Source organism: Gordonia hydrophobica NBRC 16057 (genome assembly GCF_001592365.1).
GTDB classification, from domain to species: Bacteria; Actinomycetota; Actinomycetes; order Mycobacteriales; family Mycobacteriaceae; genus Gordonia; species Gordonia hydrophobica.
The window spans coordinates 299302-314786 of sequence record NZ_BCWU01000001.1; the positions used below are offsets into that span (position 1 = coordinate 299302).

The 15485-nt window shown below is 69.3% G+C and carries 17 protein-coding genes; 10 read left to right on the plus strand and 7 right to left on the minus strand.

Annotated features, from left to right (window positions below):
- The first annotated feature begins 38 nt into the window (after positions 1-38).
- The gene (locus tag GH2_RS01495; protein WP_307825349.1) at positions 39-806 is read left to right on the plus strand and encodes an HNH endonuclease family protein; all 768 of its coding nucleotides are present in this window, start codon (positions 39-41) and stop codon (positions 804-806) included.
- Positions 807-815: 9 nt separating this feature from the next.
- Here GH2_RS01495 and GH2_RS01500 read toward each other — a convergent pair whose 3' ends face one another.
- Genes GH2_RS01500 through GH2_RS01520 form a run of 5 tightly spaced genes read right to left on the minus strand, consistent with a single transcriptional unit; the run spans position 816 to position 5931 of the window.
- Entirely contained in the window at positions 816-1658 is an 843-nt protein-coding gene (locus tag GH2_RS01500; protein WP_066162121.1) for an STM4011 family radical SAM protein, read from the minus strand.
- A gap of 2 nt (positions 1659-1660) precedes the next feature.
- On the minus strand, positions 1661-3004 hold the full coding sequence (locus GH2_RS01505) for an STM4012 family radical SAM protein (RefSeq protein WP_244885286.1): 1344 nt from the start codon (positions 3002-3004) through the stop codon (positions 1661-1663).
- A gap of 50 nt (positions 3005-3054) precedes the next feature.
- On the minus strand, positions 3055-3876 hold the full coding sequence (locus GH2_RS01510; protein WP_239588506.1) for an STM4013/SEN3800 family hydrolase: 822 nt from the start codon (positions 3874-3876) through the stop codon (positions 3055-3057).
- 16 nt (positions 3877-3892) lie between these two features.
- Positions 3893-4987: an STM4014 family protein gene (locus GH2_RS01515; protein WP_066162128.1), complete on the minus strand. Its 1095-nt coding sequence runs from the start codon at positions 4985-4987 to the stop codon at positions 3893-3895.
- Positions 4984-5931 carry an STM4015 family protein gene (locus GH2_RS01520; protein WP_066162131.1) on the minus strand — a complete coding sequence of 316 codons (948 nt, stop codon included), beginning with the start codon at positions 5929-5931 and terminating at the stop codon, positions 4984-4986. The genes GH2_RS01515 and GH2_RS01520 overlap by 4 nt, the downstream gene beginning before the upstream one ends.
- 62 nt (positions 5932-5993) lie before the next feature.
- On the opposite strand from GH2_RS01520, the gene GH2_RS01525 reads away from it, so the two are divergent.
- The gene (locus GH2_RS01525) at positions 5994-6491 is read left to right on the plus strand and encodes an NUDIX hydrolase (RefSeq protein ID WP_372434436.1); all 498 of its coding nucleotides are present in this window, start codon (positions 5994-5996) and stop codon (positions 6489-6491) included.
- Between the two features lie 20 nt (positions 6492-6511).
- Here the strand turns inward: GH2_RS01525 and GH2_RS01530 are convergent, their stop codons facing one another.
- On the minus strand, positions 6512-7138 hold the full coding sequence (locus tag GH2_RS01530; protein WP_066162134.1) for a DUF305 domain-containing protein: 627 nt from the start codon (positions 7136-7138) through the stop codon (positions 6512-6514).
- Between the two features lie 86 nt (positions 7139-7224).
- Between GH2_RS01530 and GH2_RS01535 the strand changes: the two genes are divergently transcribed.
- From GH2_RS01535 to GH2_RS01570, 8 genes are read left to right on the plus strand one after another with little or no spacing between them, the layout of a single operon-like run.
- Positions 7225-8514, plus strand: coding sequence for a glutamate-5-semialdehyde dehydrogenase (locus tag GH2_RS01535; RefSeq protein ID WP_066162136.1), 1290 nt, complete (start codon positions 7225-7227; stop codon positions 8512-8514).
- Positions 8511-9437: an AAA family ATPase gene (locus tag GH2_RS01540; RefSeq protein ID WP_066162137.1), complete on the plus strand. Its 927-nt coding sequence runs from the start codon at positions 8511-8513 to the stop codon at positions 9435-9437. Before GH2_RS01535 ends, GH2_RS01540 begins: the two co-directional genes overlap by 4 nt.
- Before the next feature lie 18 nt (positions 9438-9455).
- A complete protein-coding gene (locus tag GH2_RS01545) occupies positions 9456-10859 on the plus strand; it encodes a vWA domain-containing protein (protein WP_066162141.1) in 1404 nt (467 codons plus the stop codon).
- A gap of 35 nt (positions 10860-10894) precedes the next feature.
- Positions 10895-11548: a nicotinate-nucleotide adenylyltransferase gene (nadD, locus tag GH2_RS01550; RefSeq protein ID WP_066162144.1), complete on the plus strand. Its 654-nt coding sequence runs from the start codon at positions 10895-10897 to the stop codon at positions 11546-11548.
- Positions 11545-11949 carry a ribosome silencing factor gene (rsfS, locus tag GH2_RS01555; protein ID WP_066162147.1) on the plus strand — a complete coding sequence of 135 codons (405 nt, stop codon included), beginning with the start codon at positions 11545-11547 and terminating at the stop codon, positions 11947-11949. The genes nadD and rsfS overlap by 4 nt, the downstream gene beginning before the upstream one ends.
- Positions 11946-12659, plus strand: a complete 714-nt coding sequence (locus GH2_RS01560; RefSeq protein WP_066162149.1) for a histidine phosphatase family protein — start codon at positions 11946-11948, stop codon at positions 12657-12659. The genes rsfS and GH2_RS01560 overlap by 4 nt, the downstream gene beginning before the upstream one ends.
- A gap of 6 nt (positions 12660-12665) precedes the next feature.
- On the plus strand, positions 12666-13376 hold the full coding sequence (gene octT / locus GH2_RS01565; RefSeq protein ID WP_066162151.1) for a diglucosylglycerate octanoyltransferase: 711 nt from the start codon (positions 12666-12668) through the stop codon (positions 13374-13376).
- A 43-nt stretch (positions 13377-13419) separates the two neighbouring features.
- Complete coding sequence (locus tag GH2_RS01570; RefSeq protein WP_066162154.1) at positions 13420-14268, plus strand: DegV family protein; 849 nt, start codon at positions 13420-13422, stop codon at positions 14266-14268.
- On the opposite strand, the gene GH2_RS01575 is transcribed toward GH2_RS01570, so the two are convergent.
- The gene (locus GH2_RS01575; RefSeq protein ID WP_066162157.1) at positions 14261-15472 is read right to left on the minus strand and encodes an FAD-dependent monooxygenase; all 1212 of its coding nucleotides are present in this window, start codon (positions 15470-15472) and stop codon (positions 14261-14263) included. The genes GH2_RS01570 and GH2_RS01575 overlap by 8 nt on opposite strands.
- Between the last annotated feature and the right edge of the window lie 13 nt (positions 15473-15485).

The following is a 15485-nucleotide window of genomic DNA, read 5'->3' on the forward strand; positions in this document are numbered from 1 at the left end:
GGCGTGTCGCGGAACCGCGCCGACGCGACGTGCGTCCAATGGGTATGCGGCAGGCGATGGGGTCGACATGGTGGCGGATGCGTGTCCTGCGGATACGTGTGCATCGGCCGGGTCGTGTGCGTCTGACCGGACGGCAGTGGATGTGGCTCGTCGTGTTCGCCGCGACCACAGTCCTCGTCGCGGTCGGTGTCGGTCTGCCGTCCCCTCCGCGGACCGTCGACTGGACGGCGGTGGCGACCGCGCGCTCACGCCTGGCCCGGCTGACCGTGCTGGATCGTCGGCCGGCGCACGACGTCGGCTACGACCGTGATGCCTTCGGCCCAGCGTGGACCGACGCCGCGGATGTGCGGGGCGGCGGAAACTCCTGCGACACCCGAAACGACATCCTGTCCCGCGACCTCGCGGTCACGGCGCGCATCGCGATCGAGTCGTGCCCGCGCGCCGTCGCCGCGGGCACCTTCGTCAGTCCGTACACCGGCAGGCCGATCAGTTTCCGCCGCGGGCGCGGATCGGCGGCGGTGCAGATCGATCATGTGGTGCCGCTCTCGTACGCGTGGGATCTCGGCGCTGCGCAGTGGCCGCGTCCGCGGCGCTGGGCGTTCGCGAACGATCCGTCGAATCTGCTGGCCGTCGACGCCGACAGCAACCAGAACAAGTCCGACTCCGAGCCGGCCCGGTGGATGCCACGGCTGCGCGGCTTCCACTGCCAGTACGCGATCGCCTTCATTCGCGTGCTGGACGGCTATCGCCTGCCCGTCGACGCGCCGTCGCGGTCAGTGCTCGCGACGGCGTTGGCGACGTGCTGACCGGGCGGGTCAGCCGACGCGGAGCGGTATCCGTTCCAGGACGCCGCCGGCGAAGACGTCGTACAGCGGCAACGATTCCAGGTGCACGTAGCCGATGTGGCAGTCGCAGCAGGCGAGCGGACAGGCGCGGGCCCGGAGCGCTTCGCGGAACGAGCCGTCGTACAGATTGCCGAGCACATCGGGCACGAAGTGGCACCGTCGAACGGTTCCGTCGCCGTCCACCGAGATCACCGACTCGCCCGTCCGACAGGCGACTCCCTGCGACGGGTGGGGGCGTCGGCTGTAGGAGAACAGTGGATCCACCGTCTCCCAGGCGGCGGCCTCGGCATCGTCGTACACGTGGCCCTCGGCCGCGTTGACCCAGAGATAAACATGCTCGGGGAGTTCGGCGCGCAGCATGCGCGCGGCGTCGGCGTGTTCCGGCAGTCCGACGATCCCGACGCTGAACCGCACCCCCAGATCGGCGAGCTCCGCGGTCTTGGCGAGGAAACGCGGCGCGGTCACCTGATCGGGGTGGAAGGTGCACCACAGGGCCAGCGTGTCGAGATCGGCGTCGGCCAGCCACGACGTCCGGCAGCTGATGTTGGTCTGGATCGCCACGCGCCGCACATTCGGCAGGTGCGAGAGCCGGACCATCGCGCGGCGATACCAGCTGCGCACCAGCCCTTCGCCCCACGGGGTGAACAGGACCGACACCTCGTCGGGCTCGTTCTCGACCCAGTCGCAGAACCGTTCCAGCGCGGCCCGGTCGGCGCGCAGGGCCTCGCGCGAGTCCCGGCGCTTGGCGAAGGGGCAGTACGGGCAGTCGTAGTCGCAGGAGGCCAGCGGTCCGCGATACAGGATGGTCAGCATGGTCAGCGCCGTTCGTAGTCGGCCATCGCCGCGACCACGGCGGGCGAGAACAGTTCCGGACCCAGGGCGTCGGAGTAGGCCAGCCCGTCCGCCGACAGCTGCAGCCGCGCGGGGTGGTCCGCGAGCCAACCGCGTCGGCGCCACCGGTCGATCACCTCGCCGAAATGATCGTGCGGCGCGGCACCGAACTGTGCGCGGTAGTCGTCGGTCGCGAGCCCGTCCGCCTGCAGCACCGACTGCAGGAAGTAGCGGCGCCGACGCTCGTCGTCGGAGATCACGAAGCCGTAGTCCGCGCGTCGGAAGTCGTCGACGCTGCGGCCGGTGAAATCGTCGATGATGGCGCGGACCTGCGTGGCGTCGACCGCATAGTCGAACGAGTAGTGCAGATCGCGCGTGTAGCTGCGGGCGCCGCAGCCGAGGCCGACCATGCCGTCGCTCTGACAGGCGTAGTCGTTCGGGCCCAGATCAGGCGCGTCCACGCGTCGAAACATCCGCATGGACTGCTGTTCATAGCCGTTCGCCAGCAGGTGGTCGCGCCCGGTCCGGTACAACCGCAACCGGTGCTCGTCCCACTCGGGATCGACCAGCGGTGCGCGCCGGGCCAGACCGGTGAGCGGGCGCACGTACAGCGGATACAGGTACAGCTCCTCGGGTCGCCACTGCAGCGCGGCGTCGATGCTGGCGACGAACGAGCGGTCGGTCTGGCCGTCGATCCCGTAGATCAGATCGATGTTGAGCACCGGGATCGCGGTGTCACGGATCGCGGCGAGCGCGGCGTCGACGTCGCTGCGGCGTTGCGGGCGGACCGCCGCGCGCGCCTCGTCGGGGTCGAAGGTCTGCACGCCGATGCTGAGGCGGGTGGTGCCGCGGTCGGCGAGGATCCGCAAGCGATCCGGGGTGGCGGTCGACGGCGACGCCTCCACCGACAGCGGAATCGCGCGCAGATCGGTCCCCGGCATCGACTCGGCGATGTCGAAGAGCCGCTCCAGCTCCCCGGGCGTCAGGAAGGTCGGGGTCCCGCCGCCGATCGCGGCGGTCGCCGTGCGCGCGGACGGACTCAGCGCGTCGCGCATCGCCATCGACTGTCGTTCCAGCGCGTCGAGATAGCGGGTGGTCGCCTCGTCCGGCGCGCCGACGCGCGTGAACAGATTGCAGAACCCGCACCGCACCTCGCAGAACGGGATGTGCAGATACAGCGACAGCGCGGCGTCGGGTTCGTTCTCCCACAGCGATGCGACGCTCGGCCGCGGCGTCAGCGGCCGGTAGGCCGTCTTGTGCGGATAGGCGTACACGTACTGCTGATACGGCGCCACCTGCTGGTGCGTCGCCGCCTCGTCGGTCCTCACGGATGTCATTCTTTCCGGCGTCATGGTCGTCAACGTGATCGATCTCGGCATCATTCTCCCCGGCGCAGGACGAAGTCCGCATACGGCACCGTCCACACGGCGGGATGGCCCACCCGATGCCCGACGTGGTGGTCGTCGCCGTACGTGGTGCCGTGATCCGAGCACACGAGGGTGAAGCAGTCGCGATGTGCGGACATGGCGTCGAACAGGCGCCCGATGTGCCGGTCCACGTACTCCAATGCGGCGCCGTGCGAGGCGAGGTCGTCGCCGTCGTCGGCGCAGCGACCGTCGGCGTAGAACCAGTTGGGCTGATGGATCGCCGACACGTTCAGGAACAGCAGCAACGGCTGCGCACCGTCGCGGTCGGCGACGAGGCGCTCGACCAAGGCCACCTGATTCTCGAACGACGCCGGCGCCGTCACCCCGAGATCGGGCGACCAGTGCGCCTCGTCGAACAGATCGGGGAGGACCGACCCGAGGGCGGTCTGCCGGTTGAAGAAGCCGACGCCGCCGATGCAGACGGTGCGGTACCCGATCGCCGACAGGCCCTCGACGAGGGTCGCCTGCGGAAACACGAAGGTCGACGTCGCCGTCGACTCGCTGCCGCCGAACGCGGCGGCGAACAAGCGGGGATGCGGGCCTGGGGCGTCCGGTGTCGGCAGGAAGCCCGCGAAGTACGCGTGATGGGCGGCGTAGGTGAAGCTGCCGGGGGTGTGCCGCCGTTCCCATGCACCGCCGGGGAGGTGCGCGGTGAGGTTCGGCAGACGCCCCTGCGCGGCCAGCGCGGCGGCGACGTCGTAGCGCAGGGTGTCGAGAGTAACGAACAGGATGTCGTGGGAGCCGACGATCGCGTTCATGTCGGTGGGGTTCATATCGGAGGGGTTCGGGTCAGGCTGCGACATCGCCGACCCACTCGGGCAGCGCCCGGAGCTGTGCCTCGTAGGTGTCGAGTCCGTGGGCCCGGCCGGGAAGCCCGCGCAGACCGGGGAGCAGGTCGCCGAACGCGTTCACCTCGCCGACCCGGACCGACCGCCAGCCGACCGACGGCAGCAGATCGACGCCTACGCAGAGGGTGTGCGGAAAGCAGCGGGCGGCCGCTTCGGCGACGCCCAGCGCTCTGGTCCACCCGAACCCGGAACGCTCCAGGCCGTCGATCGCAGCGTGCAGTTCGCCGCGGCGACCGCCGAGGTGGAGGTTGGTCATCGTGGACGCGCCGAGGCGCAGGACCGCGTGCGTGGCCCGTCCGGCCACGACGACCACCCGCAGGTCGGCCGGACACCCGGCCACCGTCGGCTTCGGAATCCAGGCCTCCACATGCAGGGTCTCGGGCGCCACCGCGTCGAGCAGGGCGTCCACGCGGTCCGCGCCGACGTACTTCCGCACGCGCAGGGTGTTGAACAGGCGCCCGTCGGACGCGATCTCCACACTCGAGCGCGCCTGAACGCGGTTCCCGGACGCCGTCTCGACAGCCACCACTCCCGCCGCCGACGAGCCGTGCGCGGGTTTCACGAAGTACCGCCGCAGGCCGGCGGCGGCCGCCGCGTCGCGCACCGCCGTCGCGTCGACGAGCGGCGCGGTGCCGCCCGAGGTGGGGGAGTCCGGAACCGGAACCCCCGCGGCGGCCAGCCGCGCATGGCACGCGCGTTTGTCGAACATGACCGGCAGGTCGGCCGCATCGGTGAGGTGCAGCCCGCCGCGCAACGACGCGGCGGCCGCGCACATGGACCGGTACCACCGCGGTCCGTCGGCGATACGGCTCTGCTCGCCCGGTCCGCGCAGCAGCGCGTCGACGGACCGGCTGCCGTCGGGGGAGTCGAGCCACACGATCTCGTGGGAGGCGAAACGCGGAACGGTACCGGCGATCAAGTGCTCCCATCCGATCACCCGGGGCGCCCGGCCGCCCTGCCGGTCGACGGCGTCACGCAGCAGCCGCGTCCGACGACCGTCGGGATCCCCGACGATCGTCAGCGGAGCGTCGATCATTCGGAGACGGCGATGCTGTAGTAGATCTCGCCGTCGCCGTAGTCGTCTGCGTCCGCGTCGCCCTCTTCGACGTCGGCCTCGACGCCGAGGTCGGCGAAGAACGTGCGCAGTTGCTGACGGACCGGATCGGTGAAGTAGTTGTGGTTCAGGTTGATGGACGTCAGGTGCGCCAGCGAGACGCCCGACATGAGTGCCTGGCCGCCTTCGTCGTGGAGAACGCCCATCGACAGATCCAAGTCGGTCAACTGCGCGACCACCGGTGCCGCCGCGACGGCCTTCGCGACGTCGGTCTGGATCTCGCTGTCGCAGAGTGCGAGTCGCTTCAACGCGGGCAGTCGTGCACCGGAGAGGAACGGAGCGAGATCGTCGATCGACGCGTCGCCGCCGTAATCTTCGGTGCCGAGCCACAACTCCAGGTCTTCGAGAGCGGGGAAATCCGAAGCCGCGACGGCTTGCGCCACTGCGGAGGGCAGACCGCCCGACTCGATGACCAGGCGTCGCAGTGCTGTGTGCGTGGTCGCGGTGAGCGAAAGTTGGGTACTGCCTCGAATGCCGAGCTCCTCCAGCGCGGGGAAGGCGGTGAGCAGCCCGGTGACATCGGACTGGACGATCCAGGAGATCTCACAGTCCTCGGAGTCCATGTCGCCGAGGAACAGGGCGCGCAGCGCGGGCAGTCGCGGCGCCGCGTCGATGATGGCCTGGACCACCTCGGCGGAGCTCTTGTCGTACGGATCCGCCCAGCCGCCGACGACGATCGCGGTGACGGTCGCCGGATCCACCTGGTCGAGGAACGCCGAGAAGGCCTCGGGCCACGAGATCTCCGCGTCGTAGGTGGACACACTGATACGCCAGGCGACCGGACCCTGCGGGGCCGCGGGCTTCTCTGGCGAGAACTCGATGATGGGCAGTCCATGGAACTCGGTGAAGGTGTCGTTGACGGTCATGCGCGATTCTCCTGGCGACGGGGTGCGTGGACGGTGTGAGTCGCGTCGATTATCACCCAATTGTGGCCCGAACGCTCGACGAGCGCGTGCGCCCGGCTGCGCACCGGGCGGCTACCGTGGGGCCGGGCCGCAACCTGTACTCCGACACCCGGATCGAGGAGCTGACAATGACCGATCGAGTGATCGTGAGCGCCGTCGTCTTGCGCGACGAGCGGGGACGCGTCCTCACCGTCCGCAAGCAGGGCTCGACCCTGTTCATGTTTCCCGGGGGCAAACTCGATCCCGGCGAGACCTTCGCCGAGGCGGCTGTCCGTGAGGCGCGGGAGGAGCTCGGCGTCGACCTGGAGGTGACGTCGCTCACGCGCCTCGGCGAGTTCACCGCCGACGCCGCGAATGAGGCAGGCTTCACCGTGGTCGCCGAAGTCTTCGAGCATCCCCTCGTCGGCGAGCCTGCGGCATCGGCCGAGATCGCAGAGCTCGCGTGGGTCGATCCCGCCGACGGCGCGCGCGACGACATCGCTCCGCTGCTGCGCGACGCCGTGTTCCCGGTCCTGGGGTAGACGGAGGGCGGTGGACGGGCCTACAGCTCCTTCAGCATGGCCTTCATGTCGTCGATCTCCTTCTGCTGGGATTCGACGATCGACCGCGCCATCTCGACCGCGTCGGAGTTCTTGCCGTTCTCGATTTGCTGTTCGGCCATCTCGACGGCGCCCTCGTGGTGCTCGATCATCTGTGTCAGGAACAGCTTCGCGGCGTCGGCGCCGGTCGCGGTGCGGAGCTTGTCGATGTCGGCGTCGGAGAGCATGCCGTCCATCTCGTGGTCCATCGGCGCGTCGACCGGGGCGCCCCAGGCAGTCAGCCAGCCGGTGAGCTCGGTGATCTCCGGACCCTGTGCGTCCTTGATCTGCTGCGCCAGCTCGGTGACGTTCTCCGGGATGTCGTTCTTGGCGAGCATGATGTCGCTCATCACGATGGCCTGCTTGTGGTGCGGCAGCATCATCTGCGCGAACATCACGTCGGCGTCGCTGTGGTCGCCGTCGGCCGGAGCCTGCGAACTCGCGTGATGATCCCCCGCGCCGTGGTCCATGGTCGCGTGCGACGACGCGCTGGTGGTCGCGTCCGACGGCTCTTCGTTCGGGCTGCAGGCGGCGACGCCGACGACGACGGCGGCAGCGGCGATCGTCGAGGCGACGTGACGGGTTTTCACGATGGAGTCCTTCCGTGGGGGTGACGGGATCAGTCTGCCGCACCGAGCGGTCTGTGGTCAGGACGCCTAGCGCTACCCTGGGGATCATGAGTGCACCCACCGCCGATTCGGTCGAGACGACCGCCGGTGTGACGGCCGACGTCACGCTCGCGGTCACCGAGCTCGCCACCTTGGCCAAGACGGCCTCCCGGACGATCGCACAGCTCACGACGGCGCAGAAGAACACCGTGCTGTTGGCTGCTGCCGACGCCATCGACGCCGCTGCCGACGACATCCTCGCGGCCAACGCCGACGACGTGCAGCGTGCCGAGGAGGCCGGCACGGAGGCCGCGCTCGTCGACCGCCTCCGCCTGACCGCCGACCGCGTCGCGGGCATCACCGACGGTCTGCGCCAGGTGGCCGCGCTGCCCGATCCGATCGGCGCCGTGCTGACCGGCAAGACCCTCCCGAACGGACTCGAACTCCGTCAGGTGCGGGTGCCGCTCGGCGTCGTCGGCTTCGTCTACGAGGCGCGGCCCAACGTGACCGTCGACGGATTCGGCATCTCGTTCAAGTCCGGCAACGCCGTCCTGCTGCGCGGTTCGTCGTCGGCCGTGAGCTCCAACGCCGCGTTGGTGTCGGTGCTCCGCTCGGTTCTGTCCGACCACCACGTGGACCGCAACGCCGTTGCACTGCTCCCGAGCGAGACCCGTGACAGCGTCACCGCGCTCATTCAGGCGCGCGGGCTCGTGGACGTGGTGATCCCGCGCGGCGGCGCCGGCCTGATCAGCGCGGTCGTCACCAATGCGACGGTGCCGACCATCGAGACCGGTTCCGGAAACTGCCACATCTTCGTCCACCGCGAGGCCGACGTCGACGTCGCCACCCGAATCATCCTCAACGCCAAGACGCGTCGACCCAGTGTGTGCAACACGGTCGAGACGGTCCTGATCGACAGCGGCATCGCCGACCAGGCGCTCGCACCGATCACGTCGGCGCTGCAGGCGCAGGGCGTCGTGATCCACGGCGAAGAGCCGGGCATGGAGCCTGCGACCGAAGACGACTGGCACCGCGAGTACCTGTCGCTCGACATCGCGGTGAAGGTGGTCGACGATCTCGAAGCAGCGATCGATCACATCGCGACGTACAGCACCGGTCACACCGAGGCGATCGTCACCACGAGCCTCGCCGCGGCCAACGAGTTCACCAGTCGTGTCGACGCCGCCGCGGTGATGGTGAACGCCTCCACCGCGTTCACCGATGGCGAGCAGTTCGGGTTCGGCGCCGAGATCGGGATCTCGACGCAGAAGCTGCATGCGCGCGGCCCAATGGGTCTGCCGGAACTGACCTCCACCAAATGGCTGGTGTGGGGCGACGGCCAGGTCCGTCCCGCATGAGCGGCGTCGGAAACATCCAGGGCGAGCGCAGCGACGGGGGAAACATCCAGCCGGTGTTCACCGACGTCGACAACGTGCGCGCGCGGTTGCGCGAGACCGGCTATCTGGCCGACGACGCGACCGCGACGACGGCCTTTCTCGCCGACCGCCTCGGCAAGCCGCTGCTGGTGGAGGGTCCCGCCGGTGTCGGCAAGACCGAGCTGGCGCGCGCTCTGGCTCAGGCGACCGACTCGGAGTTGGTGCGGTTGCAGTGCTACGAGGGCATCGACGAGGCCCGCGCACTCTACGAGTGGAACCACGCCAAGCAGATCCTCGCGATCCAGTCCGCGGGACAACGCGACTGGGAGTCGACGAAGGGCGACATCTTCTCCGAGGAGTTCCTCCTCGCGCGGCCGCTGCTGACCGCGATCTCCCGGACCGAGCCGACGGTGCTGCTGATCGACGAGATCGACAAGGCCGACGTCGACATCGAAGGTCTGCTGCTGGAGGTGCTCAGCGACTTCGCGATCACCATCCCGGAGATGGGGACGGTCGAGGCGACCCGTCGGCCGATCGTGCTGCTGACGTCGAACGCGAACCGCGAACTGTCCGAGGCGCTCAAGCGGCGCTGCCTGTACCTGTACATCGACTTCCCGGACGCCACACTGGAACGCGAGATCCTGGCCTCCCGGGTGCCGGAGTTGCCGACCAAGCTGGCGGAGGAGATCGTGCGCATCATCGGCGTCCTCCGCACCCTTGACATCCGCAAGAAGCCGTCGGTCGCCGAGACCATCGACTGGGGCAACACGCTGCTGGCGATGACGGCGGGCGCCGATGCGGAGGCGGGCAAGCTGGACGACTCGCTGATCGCGCGGACGCTCGGCGTGGTGCTCAAGCACCGCCCCGACGTCACCACCGCGCTGCGCGAGCTGAAGCTCGGCTGACCGGAGGCGGGCGACACCGTGACCGAGCCGCTCGTCGACACCCTCACCGGGTTCGTGGACGACCTCCGCACCCGAGGGATCACCGTCGGGCCGTCGAACCTCATCGACGCCGGGCAGGCGATGAGCGTGCTGGACCTCCTCGACCGACGGTCGTTGCGGGAGGGACTGGCGGCCACGCTCCTCGACGACCACACCCACCGCGACACCTTCGACCTGTGCTTTGAACTGTGGTTCCCGCTGGGCTCGGCGGCTCGGCGCGGGGCCATGGAGGTTCCGCGCGACGCGGAGGGGAACGTCGACATCGAGGCGCTGCGCGAGTTGACCGCGGACATCCTCGCCGACGAGGAGGCGATGAGCGACGGGCGGTTCGACCAGTTGGTCGCGATGATCGTCGGCGAGGTGGGGCAGTACGAGTCGGCGCGCGGCGAATCGTATTCGGTCTATCAGGCGATGTCGGCGGTCTCCCCGCAGACGCTGATCGCGCGGATCGCCGCGGCGATGGCCGGCGGTCAGGACACCGAGTCGGGGGAGCGGCCGGGCACCGATCCGATGAGCCGTCGTGCCGCCCGGGAGGCGACGGTCCGGCTGCGTGAGGCCGTCACCACGGAGACGCAGCGCCGGATGGCCGACGTCCGCGGGCGTGAGGCCGTCGGCGAGTACGCGGTGCCCAAGCTGCCCGAGAAGATCGACTTCTTCTCGGCGAATCCGCAGGACATGGCGAAGATGCGCCGGACCATCGACCCGATCGCCCGACTGCTCGCCGCCAAGTTGGAGTTCCGGCGACGGCGTAATCAGCACGGCCCGGTCGATGTGCGCGCCACCTTGCGCGCCTCGATGTCGACCGGCGGCGTGCCGATCGACCTGCGGCGTCGCAAGCCGCGTCCGGGCAAGCCGGAACTGGTGGTGATCTGCGACGTCTCCGGATCGGTTGCCGGGTTCAGTCAGTTCACCCTGCAGCTGGTCTATGCACTGCGCCAGCAGTTCTCCCATGTCCGGGTGTTCGCGTTCGTCGACAGCGTCGACGAGGTGACCGACTTCTTCGACCGCGGAAACAGCGACGAGCAGTTCGGTGAGCGGATGACCCGCATGCTCACCGAGGCGTCCATCAGCACGCGCGACGGGCACTCCGATTACGGTCACATGCTTCAGGGCTTCGAGAACATGTACGGCGACTCGCTGACCCACCGCAGTGCGCTGTTGATCCTCGGCGACGCGCGCAACAACTTCCGGCCCACGCACGCCGATGCGCTCGCCAAGATGCGCGACCGCGTCCGCAACGCCTACTGGCTCAACCCGGAGCGGCAGTCGTCGTGGGACTCGGGCGATTCCGACGCGAGCAAGTACGGTGCGGTGATCGACATGTTCGAGTGTCGCAACGCGGACCAGTTGTCGAAGGTGATCGCCGACCTGCTGCCGGTGTGACGGGTCCCGCACGGGCCCGGGTAAAGTCAATCGGCATGTCACAGGCCGCACGCAGTCCCCGCCGTATCGGCGTGATGGGTGGGACGTTCGATCCGATCCACAACGGGCACCTCGTGGCGGGCAGCGAAGTAGCGCACCGGTTGAACCTCGACGTCATCGTGTTCGTGCCGACCGGGCGCCCGTGGCAGAAGGAGGGCGAGCACGCCGCCGACCCGAGCCGGGTGGTCAGCGCCGCCGAACATCGCTACCTGATGACGGTCATCGCGACGGCGTCGAACCCGCGGTTCACCGTCAGTCGGGTGGACGTCGACCGCGCGGGCGTGACCTACACCGTCGACACGTTGCGCGATCTGAAGAAGCAGTTTCCCGACGATGAACTGTTCTTCATCACCGGTGCGGATGCGCTCGACACCATCTTGTCCTGGCATGATTGGGAAGCCCTGTTCGAGCTCGCGAATTTCATCGGAGTCTCGCGACCCGGATACGAACTGAACGCAACACATCTGATGGAGCACCTGGCGGCGAAGCCCGCCGACGTGCTGCAGATGCTGGAGATCCCCGCGCTGGCGATCTCCTCGACCGATTGCCGTGCGCGCGCCGCCGCAGGCCGTCCCGTCTGGTACCTGGTGCCCGACGGGGTGGTGCAGTACATCGCCAAGCACGGTCTGTACCGAAAGGACCCCGCGTGACCGCTTCGCCCGAAGCCCTCGAGATGGTGACGATCGCCGCTCTGGCCGCCGAAGACAGAGTCGCCACCGACATCATCGCGATCGACGTGTCCGACACCCTGGTCATCACCGACGCCTTCTTCATCGCGTCCGCCGACAACGAGCGTCAGGTCAACTCGATCATCGAAGAGATCGAAGACAAGCTCCGCGAGTCCGGACACAAGCCGCTGCGTCGTGAGGGCACCCGCGAGGGACGGTGGGCGCTCCTCGACTACGGCGAGGTGATCGTGCACGTCCAGCACGACGACGAGCGCGACTTCTACGGTCTCGAGCGACTCTGGAACGACTGCCCGCGGATCGAGATCGAAGGTCTGGGACGGTCCGCCGACGATGCTGCGGCCGACGACGCCGCCGGCGAATGAGGGGCGAGCCCGACGCCGGTGACACCAGCGTCGAACGGTTGACCCCGATCGTTCGACGGTTGATTCTGCTGCGGCACGGGGAGACCGAGTACAACGCCGGTCGTCGCATGCAGGGGCAGCTCGACACCGACCTGTCGTCGATCGGGACGGCGCAGGCCGAGGTGGCCGGCCGGGCGCTGGCCACCCGCGGACCGCTGCTCATCCGTTCCTCTGATCTGCGGCGGGCGCACGACACCGCCAAGGCTTTGGCGTCGGTCACCGGGCAGGAGGTCGTCACCGACGTCCGCCTCCGCGAGACGCACCTCGGCGACTGGCAGGGGATGACGCACACCGAGGTCGACGATCAGTCGCCCGGCGCCCGCAGGCTGTGGCGCGACGACGCGCGCTGGGCTCCGCCGAACGGTGAGTCCCGTGTCGAGGTCGCGGCACGCTCGGTGCCGGTGGTCGCCGAACTGGTCGACCAGCTCGACGACTGGGGTCAGGGCGACGACGCCGAGGCCCCGGTCGTGTTGGTGGCGCACGGCGGTGTGATCGCGGCGCTCACCGCGGGTCTGCTGAACCTCCCGGTGGCGAACTGGCCGATCTTCGGCGGGCTCGCCAACACCAGCTGGGTGCAGTTGTCCGGCCACGCGCTGCCCGGTGAGGCGCCCGTCTGGCGGCTCGACGTGTGGAACGCGTCGGCCGAATCGGCGGAGAGCACGGTGCAGTAGGCCACGATGTCGATTCTGATTCTCGGGGATTCGCTGTCCTTCTACGACGAGACCGGCGGCCTCGCTGCCGACGACGAGCGGATCTGGCCCAACCTCGTCGGCGCCGAACTGGGCCGCGACGTGGAGCTCTTCGCGCGCATCGGGTGGACCAGCCGTGACATCTGGTGGGCGATCACCCAGGACCCGCGGATCTGGGCGGCCGTCCCGCACGCGGAGGTCCTGGTGCTGGCGTTCGGCGGGATGGACTCGCTGCCGTCGCCGTTGCCGACAGCGTTCCGCGAACAGATCCGCTATGTGCGGCCGGCCAAGCTGCGAGAAGCGGTGCGCGGCGCCTACGGCTGGCTGCAGCCGCGGCTGTCGCCGCTGGGCTGGCCGATGGCGCTCCCGGCACGCGAGACCGCCCGCTACTTCGAGAAGATTCGCGGCGCGTTGGCGCACTTGCGGCCAGATCTGCCGATCGTCGTCTGCCTGCCGTCCACGCACGACAGCCCGTACTACGGCAACGTGCATCCCGGTCGAATCGCGACGACCGTCGCCATCGCGGAGTGGGCCGCCGAGCAGGGGCTGCCGACGATCGACTGGTACCCGGTCACGGCGGAGGCCTTCGCCGATCCCGACATCGTCATGAACCCGGACGGCATTCACTGGAGCGTGCCGACGCATCGTCGCATCGCCGACGTGAGCGCCCCGGTGCTGCGCGCGGCGCTGGGCGGGTAGACCGCCGTCCGGTGCTTCGGACCGCACCCGCTACCGTGTAGGGGTGCCTGTCGTCATCGTCACCGATTCGTCGTCGCGGTTGCCCGCGTCACTGCGTGACAAGCACGCAATTCTGCAGGTGCCGCTGTACCTGACCACGGAGGACGGCGCCAGCTACGCCGAGGGCGTCGACGAGATGCCCGACGACATCATCACCACGCCGAAGGTCACCACCTCGGGCGCCAATCTTCGCGATCTACAGAAGACGTACGGGCAGGCGTGGGAGCTCAGCGAGGGCGACGGCGTGGTGGCCGTCCACATGTCGCGTCGACTCTCCGGCACGTGGAGCGCCGCCCGGCTGGCGGCGGAGACGATGGAGGGCAACGTCCGCGTCGTCGACTCTCGGTCTGTCGGGCTCTCGGTGGGACTCACGACGATGGCGGCCGTCCAGGCCGCCGAGAAGGGCGCCGACCGCGACGAGGCGTACGAGGCCGCCGTCCGGGCTGCCGCCACTGCCGAATCGATGATCTGCGTGCAGGCGCTCGACAATCTGCGGTCCAGCGGTCGTATCAGCGCGGCCAGCCACATGCTCGGTTCCGCCCTGTCGATCAAGCCGATCCTCCACATGGCCGACGGCATTCTGACCCTGCGTGAGCGGCACCGGACCTCCACCAAGGCCATCGCCAAGATGCTCGACGCCGCCGTCGAACTGGCGGAGGACGATGCGGTGACCGTCGGCGTTCAACACTGTCAGAACGAAGAGTTGGCCGAGTCGGTGCTGGAGCAGGCCACCGGTCGTATCGAGAACATCACCTCCACGATCGTCGTCGACCTGGGCGACGTCCTCGGCACCCACGTCGGCCCCGGCGCCGTGGGCGTCACACTCGGGCACGGGCTGGACCCGCTCACCTGAGCCGGTCGGCGCCGAGAACCGCATACTCCGGCAGGTCGATGCCGTCCGCTTTCGCGAACTGCGGAGCCAACAGATTCTTGAGCGGCCACCGATTCATGGCCCAGTACGAGAAGCGGCTGGCGGCGATCATGGCGCGGCTGGACGGTGCGTAGCCGCCGACGCCGCCGGGCGGCAGCTCCTGCGCCCGTGCGATGAAGGGCCGCATGATCTCCTGGTACGACGTCAGCGCCGCCGCGACGTCGCCGCCGGATCTGCCGATCTCCCCGGCGAGCACAGAGGCGCCGACGAGCGCGAGCGTGGTTCCGAGACCGGTCAGCGGAGTGGGGCAGTAGCCCGCATCGCCGATGAGGGCGACGCGATCGGTGGCGAACCGGTCCATCCGAACCCGGGCGAGGTCGGCGTACGCCCAGTCGTCGGCGTCGCGCATCTGCGCCAGGAGTTGCGGCGCCACCCATCCGACGTCGACGAAGGCCGTCTCCAGCATCTGCCATTGGCTTTCGCGGTCGAGCGGGTGCGGATCGCTGCCGCGCACCGCGAACGACGCCTTGACGGTCCCGTCGCCGCGGGAGGGACGGGCCGAGACCACGCGTCCGCCGGGAGCATTGTGCAGCAGGTACCACTCGTCGAGGTCCTGGTCGATCGTCGCGGTGAACCAGGCGAACCGCAGTCCGATGGGGTCCAGGTGGTCGTCGTCGGGGCCGAACGCGGCGCGACGGACCGCGGAGCCCTGGCCGTCGGCGCCGATGACGAGGTCGAAGCGGCCGGGCGCGGCGTGCTCGAAGTGCACGGTGGCGCCGCTGCCGTCCTCCTCGATCGCCGTGATCGAATCGCCCCACCGGATCTCGACGGACGGGTCCAGGGCGGTGATCAGGAGTTCGGCGAGGTCGCCCCGCAGGATCTCGTGCGTCGAGACGATGCCGTTGCCGTCGAAGGCCTCGACCGGCAGTGCGCTCAGGCGCCGTCCGCGAGCGCTGACGGTGGCGATGCCGCGCTGCTGGAGCAGCCGGGCGTCCGTGGCGGCGGTCAGTCCGAGGCGGTCCACGACTGTGCGACCCGCTCCGCGGAGATCGACGGTCTGCCCGCCGAGGCGCAGCGACGGAGCGCGTTCGACGATGGTGACGTGGTGGCCCTGTCGGCTCAGGAGCGCGGCGGCGGCAGGTCCGGCGATCGAAGCGCCGCTGATCAGGATCTTCATGGTTTTCATGCTGAAAGCGTAG

Coding starts and splice junctions, on each gene's coding strand:
- octT (WP_066162151.1), top strand. CDS start 12,666: ATGTCGATTCTGATTCTCGGGGATTCGCTGTCCTTCTACGACGAGACC.
- GH2_RS01540 (WP_066162137.1), top strand. CDS start 8,511: ATGAGCGGCGTCGGAAACATCCAGGGCGAGCGCAGCGACGGGGGAAAC.
- GH2_RS01575 (WP_066162157.1), bottom strand. CDS start 15,472: ATGAAAACCATGAAGATCCTGATCAGCGGCGCTTCGATCGCCGGACCT.
- GH2_RS01560 (WP_066162149.1), top strand. CDS start 11,946: ATGAGGGGCGAGCCCGACGCCGGTGACACCAGCGTCGAACGGTTGACC.
- GH2_RS01500 (WP_066162121.1), bottom strand. CDS start 1,658: ATGCTGACCATCCTGTATCGCGGACCGCTGGCCTCCTGCGACTACGAC.
- GH2_RS01515 (WP_066162128.1), bottom strand. CDS start 4,987: ATGATCGACGCTCCGCTGACGATCGTCGGGGATCCCGACGGTCGTCGG.
- nadD (WP_066162144.1), top strand. CDS start 10,895: ATGTCACAGGCCGCACGCAGTCCCCGCCGTATCGGCGTGATGGGTGGG.
- GH2_RS01495 (WP_307825349.1), top strand. CDS start 39: ATGGGTATGCGGCAGGCGATGGGGTCGACATGGTGGCGGATGCGTGTC.
- GH2_RS01520 (WP_066162131.1), bottom strand. CDS start 5,931: ATGACCGTCAACGACACCTTCACCGAGTTCCATGGACTGCCCATCATC.
- GH2_RS01535 (WP_066162136.1), top strand. CDS start 7,225: ATGAGTGCACCCACCGCCGATTCGGTCGAGACGACCGCCGGTGTGACG.
- GH2_RS01510 (WP_239588506.1), bottom strand. CDS start 3,876: ATGAACCCCACCGACATGAACGCGATCGTCGGCTCCCACGACATCCTG.